Raw genomic sequence first — 15,980 nt, 5'->3', positions numbered from 1 at the left:
CGCGTCAATCGCCGCGAACACATACTTCGGCTGGAAATGAATATCCGCGATCACCGGAATCTGCGACTTCCTCGCGATCGTCGCCAGCGCGTCCGCGTCATCCTGCGTCGGACACGCCACCCGCACGATCTGGCAGCCCGACGCGGTCAACTCCGCGATCTGCTGCAACGTCGCCCCGATATCCGACGTACGCGTCGTCGTCATCGACTGCACCGACACCGGCGCATCCCCACCGACCGCCACCGACCCGACCTGGATGCGCCGTGAAACACGGCGCACCGCAATCGGCCGGGCCGGCAGCTCGGGGAGCCCCAGTGCGACTGGCTCTCCAGTGGTCATGTCGTCACCGCGTCCCGGCGACCGTCTCACGGGCCGCTCGGATGGTCTCCTTGAGAGAGCCCATGGTGGCGAGCACGGCCGTCGGCTCGTAGCCGCAGTGCGCCATGCAGTTGGCGCAGCGGTCGTCCTTGCCACGGCCGTACTTGGACCAGTCGGTCTCGTCGATGAGCTTCTGGTACGTGGTGACGTACCCGTCGGCCATCAGGTAGCAGGGCCGCTGCCAGCCGAAGAGCGAGTAGTTCGGGATCGCCCAGGCCGTGCACGGGAAGTCGGCCTTGCCTTCGAGGAAGTCCAGGAACAGCGGCGAGTGGTTGAGACGCCACCGGCCCCTGTTCCCGCCGCCGAACGCCTTCCTGAACAGCTCCCGTGTCTGCTCGACACCCAGGAAGTGCTCCTGGTCGGGGGCCTTCTCGTAGGCGTAGGCGGGCGACAGCATCATCTCGTCGACGTGCAGTTCGTCATTGAGGTAGTTCAGCACCTCGATGATGTTCTGCGGGGTGTCCGTGTTGAAGAAGGTCGAGTTGGTGGTCACCCGGAAGCCGCGCCTCTTGGCCTCCTTGATGGCCTCCACGGCCTCGTCGAACACACCCTCCTTCGCGACGGACTCGTCGTGCCGCTCGCGCAGCCCGTCGATGTGCACCGTGAAGGTGAAATACGGCGAAGGGGTGAACTTCTCGATCTTCTTGCGCAGCAGCATCGCGTTCGTGCACAGGAAGACGTACTTCTTCTTGGCCACGAGCTGACGGACGATCTCGTCGATCTGCGGGTGCATCAGCGGCTCGCCACCGGCGATGGAAACCATCGGCGCCCCGGACTCCAGCACGGCGCCGACCGCCTGGGCAACGGGCATCCGCTGCTTCAGCACGCCGGCCGGGTGCTGGATCTTGCCGCAGCCCTCACATTTCAGATTGCACGCGAACAGCGGTTCAAGCTCGACAATAAGCGGGAACTTCTCGCGCTTACGGAGCTTCTGTTCGACGAGGTACGTCCCGACCCTGATGGTCTGACGAAGCGGCATGGCCATCTAGCTCACCTCCTGGGGAGCAGCAAAGAACGGTGCCATTCATAGAAAGCTGGAAGGACGGCACGGAGAACGGAGAAGGCTGATATTCCTCCGCGCACCGTGCCAATACGGACGAGCTCATGCTCTGGAGCGTCCACGACCACCCGGACGGCCGCAACCGGGCGCGGCCCGGCGCTCAGAGCACTTCGGAGCGTGGCGGCGGACTCCATGTCCACCGCGATCGCCCCTGTGGCGCGCAGTTCGGCCCGTTCCTGGCCGCGTACCACATGGTCCGAGCCGGTCATCGGACCGGTGTGGACCGTGTGCCCGGGCACAGCCCGGGTCAGCGCGTCGACGAGCAGGCCGGTGCCCGTGCAGGGCGTGGAGCCGTGCGGGCCCCGGGTCTCCTCGGCGACGATCAGATCCCCTGGGCTCATCCCAGGGGCCAGCCCGGCACAGAAACCGGACGCGATGACCGCCGCGTCCCTGTTCCGGGCGGATCCGAGCGTACGCTCCACGGCACGCTCGGCGTTCTTGGGCCCCATACCGGTACGCAGGACGGTCACAGGCCCGGCCGCGCCGCCGCTGCCGCCGCTGCGCAGGGCGAACCGCTCGATGCCGAGCGCGCAGGCGATCAGCAGTGGCGTGTGTGGGCCGTCGGACCCGGAGGACCGGCCCATCAGCCAGCCTTACGGCTGGGCGCGGCGAAGGGTTCTCCGTGGACGTACCTGCCGAGGGCGGTGAGCGGGAAGACCTGCCGGTACAGGTGGTAATTGATGGAGAAGTCCCAGGGGAAGCCGGTGCCGGTGAAGTAGGGCTCGTCCCAGGAGCCGTCCTCCCGCTGGGTCTCCGAGAGATAGGCGATGCCCTGCTCCACCGCCTTCGTCTCGCGTTCCCCGGCGGAGAGCAGCGCGAGGAGCGCCCACGCCGTCTGGGACGCGGTCGAGGCGCCGTGCCCGATCCACTCCTCCTCGCGGTACGAGCGCAGGTCCTCGCCCCAGCCGCCGTCCTCGTTCTGGACGGATTCGAGCCAGGTGACCGCACGCCGGATCGCGGGGTGCGAGACGGGCAGCCCCGCCGCTGTCAGTGCCGGCACCACCGAGCCTGTGCCGTATACGTAGTTGACGCCCCAGCGCCCGAACCAGGCGCCGGTGGTCTCCTGTTCGGCGAGGAGCCACTCGACACCGCGCCGGGTGTCGGGGTGGTGCGCCTTGCCCTCGTAGGCGAGCATCTCCACGACATGGCCGGTGACATCGGCCGACGGCGGGTCGATGACCTCGCCGAAGTCGCAGAACGGCAGCCTGTTGGGGAACGGACTGGTGTTGTCGGCGTCGAACGCCGCCCAGGCGCCGTTGCGCGACTGCATCCCCAGTGTCCACCGGGTGCCGCGCTCGATGGCCGCGTCGAGCCGCGCCGGTGACGGGTGCCTGACCCGGCGCAGCGCGAGGATGACTTCGGCGGTGTCGTCGATGTCGGGGTAGTTGTCGTTGTGGAACTCGAACGCCCAGCCGCCGGGGACGAGTCCAGGTCTGCGTACGGACCAGTCGCCCGGCCGTACGATCTGCTCGCCCAGCATCCAGTCGGCGGCCTTGACCAGCGCCGGGTGGTCGGGGCTCAGGCCCGCGTCGGCCAGCGCGATGGCGGCGAGGCAGGTGTCCCAGACCGGGGACTGGCAGGCCTCGATCATCCGGGCGCCGTCCTCACGCCACACCGCGAAGCGGTCCAGCGATTCGAGGCCCGCGCGCATCACGGGGTGGTCGAGGTCGTACCCGAGCAGGTGCAGGGCGATGACGGAGTAGACGGCGGGCGGCTGGATCCCGCCCCAGCAACCGTCGTTCTCCTGGCGCTCGATGATCCAGCGCGCGGCCGCGTTCATCGCTGTGCGGCGCAGCTTGCGCGGGGCGAACTTGTGGTAGACGTGCAGGAATTTGTCCAGGCGCTGGAAGGCGCCGTCCCAACTGGCGACCTGCGCGAGGGGCTTGGCCGGGTTGGGGTCGTCCGGGTCGGTGTGCAGCTCGTCCAGCGGGAACGGGGCGGGCCGTACGGGGCGCTTCGCCGAGACGATGGTGAGCGGGACGATGGTCTGCCGCGCCCAGCAGCCGAAGTCGTAGATGTTGAGCGGGAACCACTTGGGGAAAAAGATGAGTTCGGGCGGCAGCTCGGGAAGGTCGTCCCACTTCCACCAGCCGAACAGGGCCAGCCATACGCGGGTGAAGACCCGGCTCGCGGCGATGCCGCCCTGTTCTCTCACCCACGCGGAGGCGCGCGCCATGTGCGGCGCCTCCGGGGCGTCTCCCGCGAGCCGCAGGGCTACGTACGCCTCGATGGTGGCGGACAGTTCACCCGGGCCTTCGTGGAAGGTGGCCCAGGTGCCGTCGGCACGCTGTTCGCCACGGATGAAGAGGGCTGACGCCTCGGTGGTGTGCGCGTCCTGGACTCCGAGGAACTGACGCAGCAGCAGGTCCTCGGCGTCCATCGTCACATTGGTCGCCAGGTCGCCCTTCCACCATCCCTGGGCGTCCTGCTGGCCGAGCAGATGCTCGACGGATCGTGCGGTGGCCCGTTCGGCGGCCACCATGAGGTCATCACCCGCCGCCGGGGTCGTATCGGTCGGGCGGTTGGCCGAGGCTGCCTGGGGTCCCATGGCCCCGGTGCTTCCGTCGGTCGTCGCTGTCATGGTTTCCCCTTCGTGCAGTGGTACTGCTGCTGTGCTGGGGTTTCCGTCGTCCGGTGCCCTACGGGCCGTGGACGGCGACTGCTTGGGGGTCCGGGATCATTTCCCGGTGAGAGCGGATATGGGAATGGCGATCATCTCTTCCGTACAACGACGAAGTCGGCGAGCGCGGTGAGCTGCGCCCTGACTTTTTCCGGCATGTCCACGCGATCCAGGGCCTCGACAGCGACGGCGTGCTGCCTGCGGGCCTCCTGAGAGGTCCACTCCCGGCCGCCCGCCTCTTCGATCAGCGCGGCCCTGGTGGCGAATTCCTCCTCCGAGAAACTCTCGAAGTCACTGCTCTTGGCATCGGCGGCGAGCAGCTCGCCGAGCCGCTCCGACGCCGGTCCCCCGGCGGCGAGCGCGGCGACGACCGGCAGCGACTTCTTGCGCTGGCGCAGGTCGCTCCACGTCTGTTTGCCGGTGGCCTCGGGGTCGCCCCAGACGCCCAGCAGGTCGTCGACGGCCTGGAAGGCGAGCCCCAGGTGGTAGCCGTACGCCTCCAGCACGTCGGCCGTGCGGTCGTCGGCCCCGCCCAGCACGGCGCCGATGGAGGCCGCGCAGGCCAGCAGGGCGCCCGTCTTGTTGCCCTCCATCTCCAGGCACTCCTCGACGGTGACCCGCTCGCGGTGCTCGTAGGAGATGTCCTGCGCCTGACCGTCGATCAGCTTGCGTGTGGCGCTGGTCAGACGGCGTGTCGCACGTCCGGCCTCGGCAGTGCCGATCTCCAGCAGGAGTTCGTTGGCGAGCGCGAAGAGCGCGTCACCGACCAGGATCGCCTGGGCCGGGCCGTGCACCTTCCACACCGTGTCACGGTGTCTGCGCTGTTCGTCGCCGTCCATCAGGTCGTCGTGAAGCAAAGAGAAGTTGTGCACCAGTTCCACGGCGACGGCGCCGGGGATCCCGCACTCGGCCGAGGCGCCGGCCGCCTCCGCCGAGATCAGTGCGAGCGCCGGGCGTACGGCCTTGCCGCCGTCGCCGTCGGCGGGACGGCCCTCGGCGTCGATCCAGCCGAAGTGGTAGGCGGCCACGGTGTCCATGGGCGCGGCGAGGCGGTCCACCGCGGCGCGCAGCACGGGGGTGGACAGGGTTCGTCCGCGCTCCAGCAGCGCGAAGACGTCCGCGGTGTCGACAGCCAGATTGGCCGGGGGCACGGTCGGCACGGTCTCTCCTCTTGTTCCGGTACTCGTAGGTGCGGCACTCGGTGCGGTGTTCCGGCTCATGCCGCCTCCTGCAAGGGACTCTCGTATGGCCGGCCGAGTTCGGAGAGGGCGGCGCCGGCCGCGCCGAAGCCGCTGCGGACGGCGCCCTCCATGGTCGCGGGCCAGCCGGTCGCGGTCCACGCCCCGGCCAGGAAAAGGCCCGGGGCGTTGGTACGGGTCGCCGGCCTGAGCCGGCCGACACCGGGTGTGGGGGCGAACGTCGCTGTCCGCTCCCGGGTGACGAAGAAGTCCAGCACCCGGGCTCCCCCGGCGGCCGGCAACAGCCGTTCCAGCTCGGGGAGGTAGCGCGCGCGCAGGTCGGCGACCGGTGTGTCGATCTCGTCGTCGGCCGCCGACTGGGACAGCGCCAGGTACTGGCCCTCCCCGAGACCCGAGGCCTCGGTGCGGTCGAAGACCCACTGGACCGGGCTGCCGAGGGCGGCGAAGAACGGGCGGCGCAGCACCTTGCGGTCGTACACCACATGGACGTTGAGGATCGGCGAGACGCCGATGTCGAGCAGCCGGCCGGGGTTGTCGAGCGCGCCCTCGGGCAGCAGGGCGTGGGTCTCGCGCTGGGGTACGGCGAGCACGACGGTGTCCGCCTCGATCCGCTCGCCTTCGAGGTCGACGAGCCAGCCGCCGCCGTCGCGCGGTGAGATCCCGCCGACCCGGGCGCGCAGTTCGGTGCGTACCCCCGCCGAGTCGAGGGCCTTGCGGGCCAGCGTGTCGTGCAGGTCGCCGAGCGGTACGCGGGACCAGCCGATGTCGGCGGCGCCGGGCTCGGTGAGCAGCCCGGTCTTGAAGACCTTCGCCGCGAGTCCCAGCGAGGCGTGCGCGGCGGTCGCGTTGAGGGTAGCCACGCCCACCAGGTCCCAGAGGGCCTCGATGGTGCGCGCCGACTGGCCGTGCCGGCCGAGCCAGGTGGCGAAGTCGATGTCGTCCAGGGCCGGATCGGCCGGGTCGAGCGCCTTGAGCGCGAGTGCGGCGCGCCCGACGGACAGCCGCTCGGCGAGCGAGAGGTGCGGGTACATCGCGAGGCCTGCGGCGAGATGCAGCGGTACGGGCAGCGCGTTGCGCCGCAGCCGTCCCAGCCGTGCCCCGCCGGCCCGGCCGACGTCGAGCACGGGTACGTCGAGGCGGTCCTGCACGGGGGCGAGCGCGGCGCCGTCCACCCGGTCGAGGAACCACCGGTACGCGGTGCAGCAACGCAGGTACACGTGCTGGCCGTTGTCGACGCTGAGGTCGCCCCTGCGGAAGGAGAAGGCGAGGCCGCCGAGCCGTGGCCGCGCCTCGGCGAGGGTCACCCGCACGCCGGCGTCGGCGAGCTGGAGGGCGGCCGTGATACCGGCGAGTCCCGCCCCGACCACGACCGCGTGGCCAGGTCGGATGCCGTCGGCTGTGGTCATCCGTGCTCCTCTCGGGTTGTCGCAGTCAGGGACGCGACAACCGCGCGGAGGGTTGTCAGGGATGCCACGGCGCTCGTATCTCTCCCACGGGGTGCGCGCGCCGCCCGGTCGGTACGGCCCATCAGCCGCGCCTCCTGACGGTCTGCCGGGAGATGTGGCGGGCGTCGAGGCCCGAGAGGCCGCGCACGGCCACGTACGCCTTCTCCCGGCCCGGGAGGGAGACACGCCCGCGCAGGACGGCCTCGGGGTCGCGCTCGATGCGGTCGAGGAGGCGGCGGTAGATGCCGGCCATCGCCGCGACGCAGGCGCCGCTGCGCCGGTCGAGCATCGGCAGCAGCCGGTAGCCCTCGGCGAAGAGCGCGCGGGCGCGCCTGACCTCGAAGTGCACCAGTCCGGCGAAGTCGGATCCCTTGGGCGGGGTGGCGCTGTGGAATCCGGCGGAGCAGCCGAACTTGGCCAGGTCGTCGGCCGGCAGGTAGGTGCGTCCTGTGCCGGCGTCCTCGCGTACGTCCCTGAGGATGTTGGTCAACTGGAGTGCGAGCCCCAGCGTGTCGGCGTACTCGGAGGCGCGTTCGGCACCGGGCGCGCCGGTCGTGGTGCCGAACACGCCGAGCGAGAGCCGCCCGATCGCACCCGCGACACACCGGCAGTACGTCTTCAGGTCGTCCCAGGTCTCGTACGTCTCGCCGCGTACGTCCATCAGGACGCCGTCGATGAGTTCGTCGAGGCCCCCGATCGGGATCGGGAAGCGGCGCGCGGCGTCGGCGAGCGCGACGGCGACCGGGTCGGTGTCGTCCTCGTCGATCGCGCCTTCCCGCACTCTGCCGAGCAGGGCGCGGGTGTCCTCCAGGCGTGCCTGCTTGGCCTCCGGCGCCAGTGTGCCGTCGCCGATGTCGTCCACCCGCCTCGACAGGGCGTACAGCGCGGACATGGCCTGCCGTTTGTCGGCCGGCAACAGTCTGATGCCGTAGGCGAAATTGCGGGCCTGCTGCCCGGTGACGGCCTCGCAGTAGCTGTAGGCCGCCTGTACCGGCGCGGACATGTGCGTCTGTCCCTCCACGTTCCGGCTCACCCCTCTCTGTGCGCTCTTCGCAAGACAGCTCCCACTTCGCGCAGCAGACGTGGCTTGGTGGGTTTGGGCGGTCCGGGGAGCACATCGTGCCCGGCGGCCGCGATCGAAGCGAGGGCGGCGCGCCCTCCGGCAACAAATCCAGCGAGCAACAGCTTGAGCCTGCCGTGAACGCTACCCACCAATGGGGTGCCTTCATCCAGCAGCCGGGCGGCGCGTTCCGCCTCGAAGGCGATCAGGGTGCGTACGGAGGCGTTGGCCGTGCCCGCGGCCAGGTCCGCCTCGCCGACATGGAATCTCTTCATGTCCTCGGCGGGCAGGTAGATCCTGTCGCGGCCGAGGTCCTCGGTGACGTCCTGCAGGTGTTCGATGATCTGGAGTGCCGTGCAGACCGCGTCGGACATCCGGACGCGGCTGTCGCTCACCGTCCCGGTGAGCTGGAGGACGAGACGGCCGACGGGGTTCGCGGACAGTTCGCAGTACGCGAGGAGGTCGTCGTACGTCTCGTAGCGCCGTACGAGCTGGTCCTGGCGGTTGGCGGCGATCAGCCCGCGGAACGGTTCGGGGGTGAGGAAGCGGCGCCGCACGACCGGCGTGAGGGCGTTCAGCAGGGGGTGGGAGGGCGCGGGGCCCTCCGGGTCAAAGACCCGGTCGAGGTCGGCCTCGAAGGCGTCCAGCATGACGACCCGGTCGTCCGCCTCGGCCGCGGCGACGCCGAGGTGGCGGGCGTCGGCCCCACCGGGGGCGAGGTCGCCGTCACCGATGTCGTCGACGAGGCGGGCGAAGCCGTAGACGGCCATCAGGTCGTCGCGCCAGGCGCGCGGCAGGAAGAAAGGGGCCACGGGGAAGTTCTCGGACGCGGCCTTGTCCAGGGTGGCGCGGGAGGAGGCGTCGGGGCGCACCTGCGGGTCGCCCGTCACAGCGGGATTCCCGGCGCGAGGACGGCGAAACTCTCGCGGAGCTGGAGATCATCCGTCATTGCCGTCACATCTTCCGTTCTACACTGCTCACGCAATACATCCCATTTCGGACACGCCGCCCGCCTTCCCCAGTAATCCGTCCCGCAAACAGGCGGGACCGCAGGTGCCGTCGGCCCACTCGCCGCGAATAAGAACCTGCACAGCTTACGTTGTACAACGCGGATGACCTCGTCGGGGTGAAACGCGCATTACAAGAACGCAGCGATGCCGGCCAACCTTCCCGGATACCCGATGACTTGACTGATCTTTGACGAAAGATGATCACGGAAAGGTCTCGCCCCGCGCACGGCAGCGCCCCCGCCCGTGCGATCCGGCGGAGGCGCTGTCGGTGGCTGTCGGCGGCGGTCCGTGCCTGCCGATGACCGTTGTTGTCTGTCGGTGTGGTGGGGCGTTGCCGGTGCCGGTGGGGTGTTCAGGGGCACCGGTGGTGTCGGCCGCCCACCTCGCCGGCCCACCCCGCGCCGCTACTTGCCGGTTTCCTTCTCGTACGCCTTGATGACCTCGTCGGTCGGGCCGTCCATCAGCAGCTCGCCCCTCTCCAGCCACAGCACACGGTCGCAGGTGTCCCTGATCGACTTGTTGCTGTGACTGACGAGGAAGACCGTGCCGGCCTCCTTGCGCAGTTCGCGGATCCGCTCCTCGGACCGGATCTGGAACTTCCGGTCACCGGTGGCGAGCGCCTCGTCGATCATCAGCACGTCGTGGTTCTTGGCGGCGGCGATGGAGAAGCGGAGCCTGGCGGCCATGCCCGAGGAGTAGGTGCGCATCGGCAGGGTGATGAAGTCGCCCTTCTCGTTGATGCCGGAGAAGTCGACGATCTGCTGGTAGCGCTCGCGGATCTCCTCGCGCGACATGCCCATGGCCAGGCCGCCGAGGATGACGTTGCGCTCGCCCGTCAGGTCGTTCATCAGCGCCGCGTTCACACCGAGCAGCGAGGGCTGACCGTCCGTGTAGACCTTGCCGCTCTCCGTCGGCAGCAGCCCCGCGATGGCGCGCAGGAGTGTCGACTTGCCGGAGCCGTTGGTGCCGATCAGTCCGATCGCCTCACCGCGGTACGCGGTGAACGTGACCCCGCGTACGGCGTGGACCTTGCGGACCCCGCGTGACTCGCCTTTGTCGCGGCGGATTATCCGGCTGAGCGCCGCGGTCGCGCTGCCTTTGCCGCCACTGCCGCCGTTGACGCGGTACACGATGTGCACCTCGTCAGCGATGACGGTGGGGATACGTCCCTGCTCGTTCACATCAGCCACGGCCGTAACGCTCCTCAGCCTTCCAGAAGTACACAAACCCGACAGCGGCGATGAACACGGCCCACAGCAGTGCGGCGAACCACACGTGCGCGGGCAGATTCTCCGCGCCGTACCCGGAGATCAGCGCGTGCCGGATGAGATCCATGTAGATCGCGACCGGGTTGTACTGGAGGATGTCGGCGATCCAGCCCGGCTTGCCCTTGAGCATCACCGGGATCGAGAACATCACGCCGGAGCCGTACATCCAGGTGCGCATCACGAACGGCATGAGCTGGGCGAGGTCGGGGGTCTTGCTGCCCATCCTCGCCATGATCAGCGCGAGACCGGTGTTGAAGAGGAACTGGAGCGCCAGCGCGGGCACCACCAGTGCCCAGCTCAGCGACGGATAGCTGCCGAAGGCGACCGCGACGACGACCAGCACGATCATCGAGTACAGCAACTGCTGGAGCTGTTGCAGCGCGAAGGAGACCGGCAGCGAGGCCCGCGGGAAGTGCAGGGCGCGCACCAGCCCCAGGTTCCCGGAGATGGCGCGCACGCCCGCCATCACCGAGCTCTGGGTGAAGGTGAAGACGAAGACGCCGGTGACCAGGAAGGGAACGAAGACGTCCTGCGGGATCCCCCTCTTGGTCTGGAGGAGCAGGCCGAAGATGAAGTAGTAGACGGCCGCGTTGAGCAGCGGCGTCGCCACCTGCCAGATCTGCCCCAGCTTGGCCTGGCTGTACTGGGCGGTGAGCTTGGCGCTCGAGAAGGCCAGGATGAAGTGGCGCCGGCCCCACAGTTGCCGGACGTACTCGGCGAGACCGGGCCGGGCACCACTCACCGACAGGCCGTACTTGTCGGCGAGCCGCGCCGAGGAAAGGCCGTCGTCGGGGGACGGCGGGGCGCTCATCACGATCGCGCCGTCATGGGTTGTGTCACTCACAAGTTGAAACTTTCGTGTTCAAGATGCGCAGCCGATCGGGCACAGGCGCTGAAGCCAGGCCCCGGAAGAACGCCTGATGCTTGTTGAACCGAGCCTGTCAGATGACAGGCGGTCGGCCCAGGCGGGTCAGCCGCCATACCGTACGCCACTTCATGGGTTGCCGGGGCCCGCACGGAGTCGCCCAGCCCTCCTTGAAACCGCCGAGCCACGCTTTGAGCGCGGCCCGCGAAGGGCGCCTCAGGAGTGTGAGCGACAGCCATACCCCGAGGTAGAGCGGTACGAAGGGTACCGGAAGGTTACGGCGTGCGAGCCAGACCCGGTTGCGGGCCACCATACGGTGGTAGACCGCGTGCCGGGACGGCGGCATCGTCGGGTGGTTGAGGACCATGTCGGCGCGGTAGTCGATCATCCAGCCGGCGTCCAGGGCCCGCCACGCGAGGTCCGTCTCCTCGTGCGCGTAGAAGAAACCGCCGGGCAGTGGCCCGACTTCGTTCAGGACCTTCGTCCGTACGGCGCTGGCGCCGCCGAGGAACGTCGTCACCCGCGAGGAGCGCAGCGGGTCGGAGGCGCGCAGCCGGGGTACGTGGCGGCGCTGGGTGAGCCCGGTCAGCGGGTCGGCGATCCGGAAGCTGACGATGCCGAGTGCCGCGTCGTCGGCGAAGGCCTCGCGGATCAACTGCGCCGTACCGGAGTTGGGCAGCGAACCGTCGTCGTCCAGGAAGAGCAGGACGTCGACGTCCGATCCCGCTGGACCGAACGCCTCGATGCCGACGTTGCGCCCGCCCGGGATGCCGAGGTTCTCGGGCAGTTCGACGGTCCGTACGCCCGGGGGGACGTCGCCCGGCGGGGCGCCGTTGCCGACCACGACGATCTCGACGGGCTCGCCCTGCTGGCCGGTGACCGAGTCGAGGAGCGTACGCAGCTCGGCAGGGCGGTCACCCATCGTGATGATCACCGCACCGAGTCGCATGTCGCTCACTTCAGCCTGCTCGATGCCAGGATCGAGACCAGGTGCAGCAGCGTCTGGACGAGTGCGATACCGGCGAGCACGGCGACACCGAGCCGGGAGAAGAAGAGGTCGCCGTTGACCACGTCGAGGATCGCCATCACCAGGATGAAGAGGCTGGCCTCGATGCCGCCGACGAGCCGGTGGAACTTGAGCGCGGCCGCGGCCCGCCTGGCGATGGCCAGACCGGACGAACGGGGCGCCGACGCCTCGTCCTTGACCGCGGGGAGGCCGCTGCGCTGCCTGGCCACGTCGACGAGGTCGGTCTCCGCCTTGATCAGGATCGCGCCGAGGGCGGCGAGGGTGCCGAGGAAGGCCCAGAGCCAGTTGGTGGTGGCGCCGTTCTGGTGGAAGACGTCGGCGCCGCGTACCCCGAAGCCGACCAGCAGGGCCGCCTCGCACAGGTAGTGGCCGACGCGGTCGAGGTAGACGCCGGTGATGGACGTCTGCTTGCGCCAGCGGGCCACCTCGCCGTCCACGCAGTCGAGCAGCAGGTAGATCTGGAACAGGACGACGGCGAGGATCGCGCCGGTCAGTCCGGGGACGAGCAGGGTGGCTCCGCCGATGACGCCCACGACCACCATGAGATAGGTGAGCTGGTTGGGCGAGATCCGGGTGTTCACGAGATACGGGTCGATGTGCAGCGAGATCTCGCGCATGTAGATCCGTCCGGCCCAGTGTTCTCCGCTGCGCCGGTCCTTCACGCCGTCCGGATGTACGACCGGGCGGAGTTCAGCTACTGATGGTCTTGGCATGGTCGGCGTACGCGTCCCTGATCTGGTCGGTGGACAGGTCGAGGTGTTCGAGGATCGTGAAGCGCCCGGGGCGGGTCTGCGGCGCGTAGGCCACGGCCGTGACGAACTCGTCGACGGAGAAGCCGATCTCCTCGGGGAGCACGGGCAGTCCGTGCCGGCGCAGCACCTCGGCGAAGTGCCGCGACTCGTCGCGGGCGCCGCGCAGGTGCATCGCGAAGGCGGCGCCCATGCCGACCTGTTCGCCGTGGAGCGCGGCGCGCTTGGGGTAGAGCAGGTCGAAGGCGTGGCTGATCTCGTGGCAGGCGCCGGAGGAGGGGCGGGTGTCCCCGCTGATCGACATGGCGATGCCGGTGAGGACGAGCGACTCGGACAGGACGGTGAGGAAGGCGTCGTCACCGGCGCCGCCGGGGTGGCGCAGAACCGCCTCGCCCGCCGTACGGGCCATGGCGGCGGCCAGGCCGTCGACCGGCTCGCCGTTGACCTCGCGTGACAACTCCCAGTCGGCGACGGCCGAGAGGTTGGAGATCGCGTCGCCGACGCCGGACCTGACGAAGCGGACGGGCGCCTGCCTGATGACGTCGAGGTCGATGACGACGGCGATGGGGGTGGGTACGCCGTAGGAGCCGCGTCCGTTGTCGTTGTCGAGCGTCGCGACCGGCGAACAGATGCCGTCGTGCGAGAGGTTGGTGGCGACGGCGACCATGGGCAGCCCGACGCGGGCGGCCGCGTACTTGGTCACGTCGATGATCTTGCCGCCGCCGAGGCCGACCACGGCGTCGTACCGCTTGCCCTTGATGTCGTCGGCGAGCCGGACGGCGGAGTCGATCGTGCCGTCGGAGACGGGGAACCAGTCGGCACCCGGCAGGTCGGGCGCGAGCCGCTCGCGCAGCGCCTGGCCCGAACCACCGCTGACCGCCACGGCCAGCCGTCCTGAGCTGGAGATCCGCTGGTCGGCCAGCAGGCCGGCGAGATCGTCCAGGGCGCCTCGGCTGATGTCGACGACGACCGGGGACGGGATGAGCCGGGTCAGTACTGGCACGCGATCTCACGGCCCTTCGCGAGGTCGTCGTGGTTGTCGATCTCGACCCAGGGGATGTCGCCGATGGGAGCCACGTCGATGATGAAGCCCCGGTCGACCAGCTCCTGGTAGCCGTCCTCGTAGTAGAGGTCGGGGTCGCGCCGGAAGGTGGTCTCCAGCGCGTCGGCGAGCGCCTCGGCGGCCTCCGGCTCGATCAGCGTGACCCCGATGTACTCACCGGTGGCGGTGGCGGGGTCCATCAGCTTGGTGATCCGGCGTACGCCCTTCTCACCGTCCGTGATGACCTTCATCTCCTCGTCGGCGAGGTGCTTGACCGTGTCGAGGGCGAGGATGATCTGCCGCCCCTGGCCGCGTGCGTCGAGGAGCGTGCGCTCGACGGAGACGGGGTGCACGGTGTCGCCGTTGGCGAGAATGACGCCCTGGCCGAGGAGGTCGCGGGCGCACCAGAGGGAGTACGCGTTGTTCCACTCCTCGGCCTTGTCGTTGTCGACCAGGGTGATCTTCAGCCCGTAGGTGGCCTCGAGATCGGCCTTGCGGGCGTAGACGGCCTCCTTGCGGTAGCCGACCACGATCGCGGCCTCGGTCAGGCCGACGGCGGCGAAGTTGCCGAGCGCGAGGTCGAGGACCGTGGTGGTCCCCTCCCCCGCCGGGTCGACGGGCACGAGGGCCTTCGGAAGCGTGTCGGTGTAGGGGCGCAGACGCCGTCCGGCACCGGCGGCCAGTACGAGGCCGATCATGCGGTTTCTCCTTCGTCGTGTACGGCGGGGGCTCCGGAGGACACCCAGAAGCGGATGGACTCGTAGAGCACGACCAGCGCGACAGCGGCCGTGAGCACCGTGAGGGCCGTGGTGAAGTCGGTGTTCCGCGTCACGAGGACGGCGGCGAGCGCGGTCACGAGCAGCGTCCGGCCCTCGTGTCCGAGGACCGTCCGCACCAGCCAGTGCGGCGGCGAGCCCGTGCCGCCCCGGATGCGGTACACCGTGTCGTAGTGATGGTAGGCGACAGCGGCCACCAGTCCGAAGGCCGCAGGCAATGCTCCGTTCACCTCGGACCGGGCGGCGAGCAGCAGGACGGTGCTGTACTCGGCGGCCCTGAAGACCGGCGGTACGAGCCAGTCGAGCGCGCCCTTGAGGGGGCGGCTGACCGCGAGGCCCGAGAGCAGGACGTAGACGGCGGCTCCGACGACGGGCCAGGGTCCGCCGACGCGGGTGAAGGCCGCCGTGGCGACGACGGCGGCTCCGCCGGCGAACGCGAAGAGGAAGGGCAGCGCCGAGGGCAGTCGGCGCGCCGCGCCGCGCAGCAGCACGGCGACGCCTTCGGCGAGCGGCCCCGAGTCGCTCAGGTCGCCGAGGGCGGTGGCGGCCCTTTCGGTACGGATCGCCTTGCGGGTCACCGACCGCAGGACGCGTCCGGCGGTGGTGTAGCAGGCGGCGAAGGCGCAGCCGACGAGCAGCGCGTAGAAGACGATCCTGGGGGTGGTGAGGGCGGTGAGTACGGCGATCCCGGCCCAGCGCTCCCCGATGGGCAGCACGATCATCCGCCGTACCCAGACCGTCCAGCCGACGCTGTCGAGCTTGCTGGAGAGGGCCGCTGTGGGGGTGCCGACGACGGCCTTGCCGGCCGCGCCCGAGGTGGTGGCGGCTGTGGCGTCGACATTCGCCTCGTTGAAGGAGAAGTCGATCACATGGCGGCAGCTCTGGAGGACCATCGCGCCCAGTGCGAGCGCCCACACGTCGTCGCCGCCGCGGGCGGCGCCGAGCGCGAGGCCCGCGTAGTACGCGTACTCCTTGGCCCGGTCGAAGGTCGCGTCGAGCCAGGCGCCCATCGTGGAGTACTGGAGGGAGTAGCGGGCGAGCTGCCCGTCGGTGCAGTCCAGTACGAAGGAGAAGAGCAGCAGCACTCCGGCGGCGACGTATCCGCCGCGGGTGCCGGTGGCCGCGCAGGCCGCCGCGATCAGCGCGGTGAGCAGTGAGGCGGTGGTGACCTGGTTGGGGGTCAGGCCCCGGCGCGCGCACCAGCGGGCGATGTAGCGCGAGTAGGGGCTGATGCAGAAGGTGGTGAAGAAGCCGTCGCGCGCCTTGACCGCCGAGCGCAGCCGTACGGCCTCGTCGTCGACGGCGGCGACCGCGGTCTCGGCCTCCGCGCGCGCTTGCGGGTCCAGGGGGACGGCGGCGACGAGCGAGCCCAGTTCGGGCCGCTGTACGGCGGTGCCCTCGGCGTCCAGCGCCCTGACGATCTCGTCGGTGAGCAGGTGGCCCCCGGCGGGAACCCCGGGGCCGGGCCCGGCCCCGGGGTC

The 15,980-nt window shown here is 69.9% G+C and carries 15 protein-coding genes; all 15 read right to left on the bottom strand.

Translation table 11 applies throughout. The features are described from left to right. Positions 1-339, bottom strand: a 339-nt coding sequence (locus QR77_RS36130; protein ID WP_160310987.1) for a flavodoxin-dependent (E)-4-hydroxy-3-methylbut-2-enyl-diphosphate synthase, incomplete at its 3' end; no start/stop codon positions are given. Positions 340-343: 4 nt separating this feature from the next. Continuing rightward, positions 344-1,363 (bottom strand): adenosyl-hopene transferase HpnH, encoded by a 1,020-nt coding sequence (gene hpnH / locus QR77_RS36125; RefSeq protein WP_040026219.1) that lies wholly within the window; start codon positions 1,361-1,363, stop codon positions 344-346. Positions 1,364-1,368: 5 nt separating this feature from the next. Further along, positions 1,369-2,022 (bottom strand): 1-hydroxy-2-methyl-2-butenyl 4-diphosphate reductase, encoded by a 654-nt coding sequence (locus QR77_RS36120; protein ID WP_040026217.1) that lies wholly within the window; start codon positions 2,020-2,022, stop codon positions 1,369-1,371. After that, positions 2,022-4,019, bottom strand: coding sequence for a squalene--hopene cyclase (gene shc / locus QR77_RS36115; protein WP_040026216.1), 1,998 nt, complete (start codon positions 4,017-4,019; stop codon positions 2,022-2,024). Before shc ends, QR77_RS36120 begins: the two co-directional genes overlap by 1 nt. A gap of 131 nt (positions 4,020-4,150) precedes the next feature. Beyond that, complete coding sequence (locus QR77_RS36110) at positions 4,151-5,278, bottom strand: polyprenyl synthetase family protein (protein ID WP_236710949.1); 1,128 nt, start codon at positions 5,276-5,278, stop codon at positions 4,151-4,153. Then, positions 5,275-6,663, bottom strand: a complete 1,389-nt coding sequence (gene hpnE / locus QR77_RS36105; RefSeq protein WP_040026213.1) for a hydroxysqualene dehydroxylase HpnE — start codon at positions 6,661-6,663, stop codon at positions 5,275-5,277. Before hpnE ends, QR77_RS36110 begins: the two co-directional genes overlap by 4 nt. A 121-nt stretch (positions 6,664-6,784) precedes the next feature. Further along, positions 6,785-7,723, bottom strand: a complete 939-nt coding sequence (hpnD, locus tag QR77_RS36100) for a presqualene diphosphate synthase HpnD (protein ID WP_040029253.1) — start codon at positions 7,721-7,723, stop codon at positions 6,785-6,787. An 8-nt stretch (positions 7,724-7,731) separates the two neighbouring features. Then, complete coding sequence (hpnC, locus tag QR77_RS36095) at positions 7,732-8,652, bottom strand: squalene synthase HpnC (RefSeq protein WP_040026212.1); 921 nt, start codon at positions 8,650-8,652, stop codon at positions 7,732-7,734. A 524-nt stretch (positions 8,653-9,176) separates the two neighbouring features. Next, the gene (locus tag QR77_RS36090) at positions 9,177-9,962 is read right to left on the bottom strand and encodes an ABC transporter ATP-binding protein (RefSeq protein ID WP_040026211.1); all 786 of its coding nucleotides are present in this window, start codon (positions 9,960-9,962) and stop codon (positions 9,177-9,179) included. Then, positions 9,955-10,884 carry an ABC transporter permease gene (locus QR77_RS36085; protein ID WP_040026210.1) on the bottom strand — a complete coding sequence of 310 codons (930 nt, stop codon included), beginning with the start codon at positions 10,882-10,884 and terminating at the stop codon, positions 9,955-9,957. Before QR77_RS36085 ends, QR77_RS36090 begins: the two co-directional genes overlap by 8 nt. A gap of 97 nt (positions 10,885-10,981) precedes the next feature. Next, a complete protein-coding gene (locus QR77_RS36080; RefSeq protein WP_040026209.1) occupies positions 10,982-11,854 on the bottom strand; it encodes a glycosyltransferase in 873 nt (290 codons plus the stop codon). Between the two features lie 5 nt (positions 11,855-11,859). Further along, positions 11,860-12,645 carry a CDP-alcohol phosphatidyltransferase family protein gene (locus QR77_RS36075; RefSeq protein ID WP_173476398.1) on the bottom strand — a complete coding sequence of 262 codons (786 nt, stop codon included), beginning with the start codon at positions 12,643-12,645 and terminating at the stop codon, positions 11,860-11,862. Beyond that, positions 12,623-13,684, bottom strand: a complete 1,062-nt coding sequence (locus QR77_RS36070) for an iron-containing alcohol dehydrogenase family protein (RefSeq protein WP_040026207.1) — start codon at positions 13,682-13,684, stop codon at positions 12,623-12,625. Before QR77_RS36070 ends, QR77_RS36075 begins: the two co-directional genes overlap by 23 nt. Further along, a complete protein-coding gene (locus QR77_RS36065) occupies positions 13,672-14,421 on the bottom strand; it encodes a phosphocholine cytidylyltransferase family protein (protein WP_040026206.1) in 750 nt (249 codons plus the stop codon). Before QR77_RS36065 ends, QR77_RS36070 begins: the two co-directional genes overlap by 13 nt. Beyond that, a partial coding sequence (locus QR77_RS36060) for a DUF5941 domain-containing protein (protein WP_063798119.1) occupies positions 14,418-15,980 on the bottom strand: 1,563 nt, incomplete at its 5' end. The genes QR77_RS36065 and QR77_RS36060, both read right to left, overlap by 4 nt.

This window comes from Streptomyces sp. 150FB (assembly GCF_000818195.1).
Taxonomy (GTDB): Bacteria; Actinomycetota; Actinomycetes; order Streptomycetales; family Streptomycetaceae; genus Streptomyces.
Note: the sequence above shows the minus strand (reverse complement) of the source record. Positions and strands in the feature narration are given on the sequence as shown.

What these genes read in the sequence shown, in the direction of transcription:
- QR77_RS36110 (WP_236710949.1), bottom strand. Translation starts at nt 5,278, where the DNA reads ATGAGCCGGAACACCGCACCGAGTGCCGCACCTACGAGTACCGGAACA.
- QR77_RS36065 (WP_040026206.1), bottom strand. Translation starts at nt 14,421, where the DNA reads ATGATCGGCCTCGTACTGGCCGCCGGTGCCGGACGGCGTCTGCGCCCC.
- QR77_RS36120 (WP_040026217.1), bottom strand. Translation starts at nt 2,022, where the DNA reads ATGGGCCGGTCCTCCGGGTCCGACGGCCCACACACGCCACTGCTGATC.
- QR77_RS36080 (WP_040026209.1), bottom strand. Translation starts at nt 11,854, where the DNA reads ATGCGACTCGGTGCGGTGATCATCACGATGGGTGACCGCCCTGCCGAG.
- hpnH (WP_040026219.1), bottom strand. Translation starts at nt 1,363, where the DNA reads ATGGCCATGCCGCTTCGTCAGACCATCAGGGTCGGGACGTACCTCGTC.
- shc (WP_040026216.1), bottom strand. Translation starts at nt 4,019, where the DNA reads ATGACAGCGACGACCGACGGAAGCACCGGGGCCATGGGACCCCAGGCA.
- QR77_RS36075 (WP_173476398.1), bottom strand. Translation starts at nt 12,645, where the DNA reads ATGCCAAGACCATCAGTAGCTGAACTCCGCCCGGTCGTACATCCGGAC.
- hpnE (WP_040026213.1), bottom strand. Translation starts at nt 6,663, where the DNA reads ATGACCACAGCCGACGGCATCCGACCTGGCCACGCGGTCGTGGTCGGG.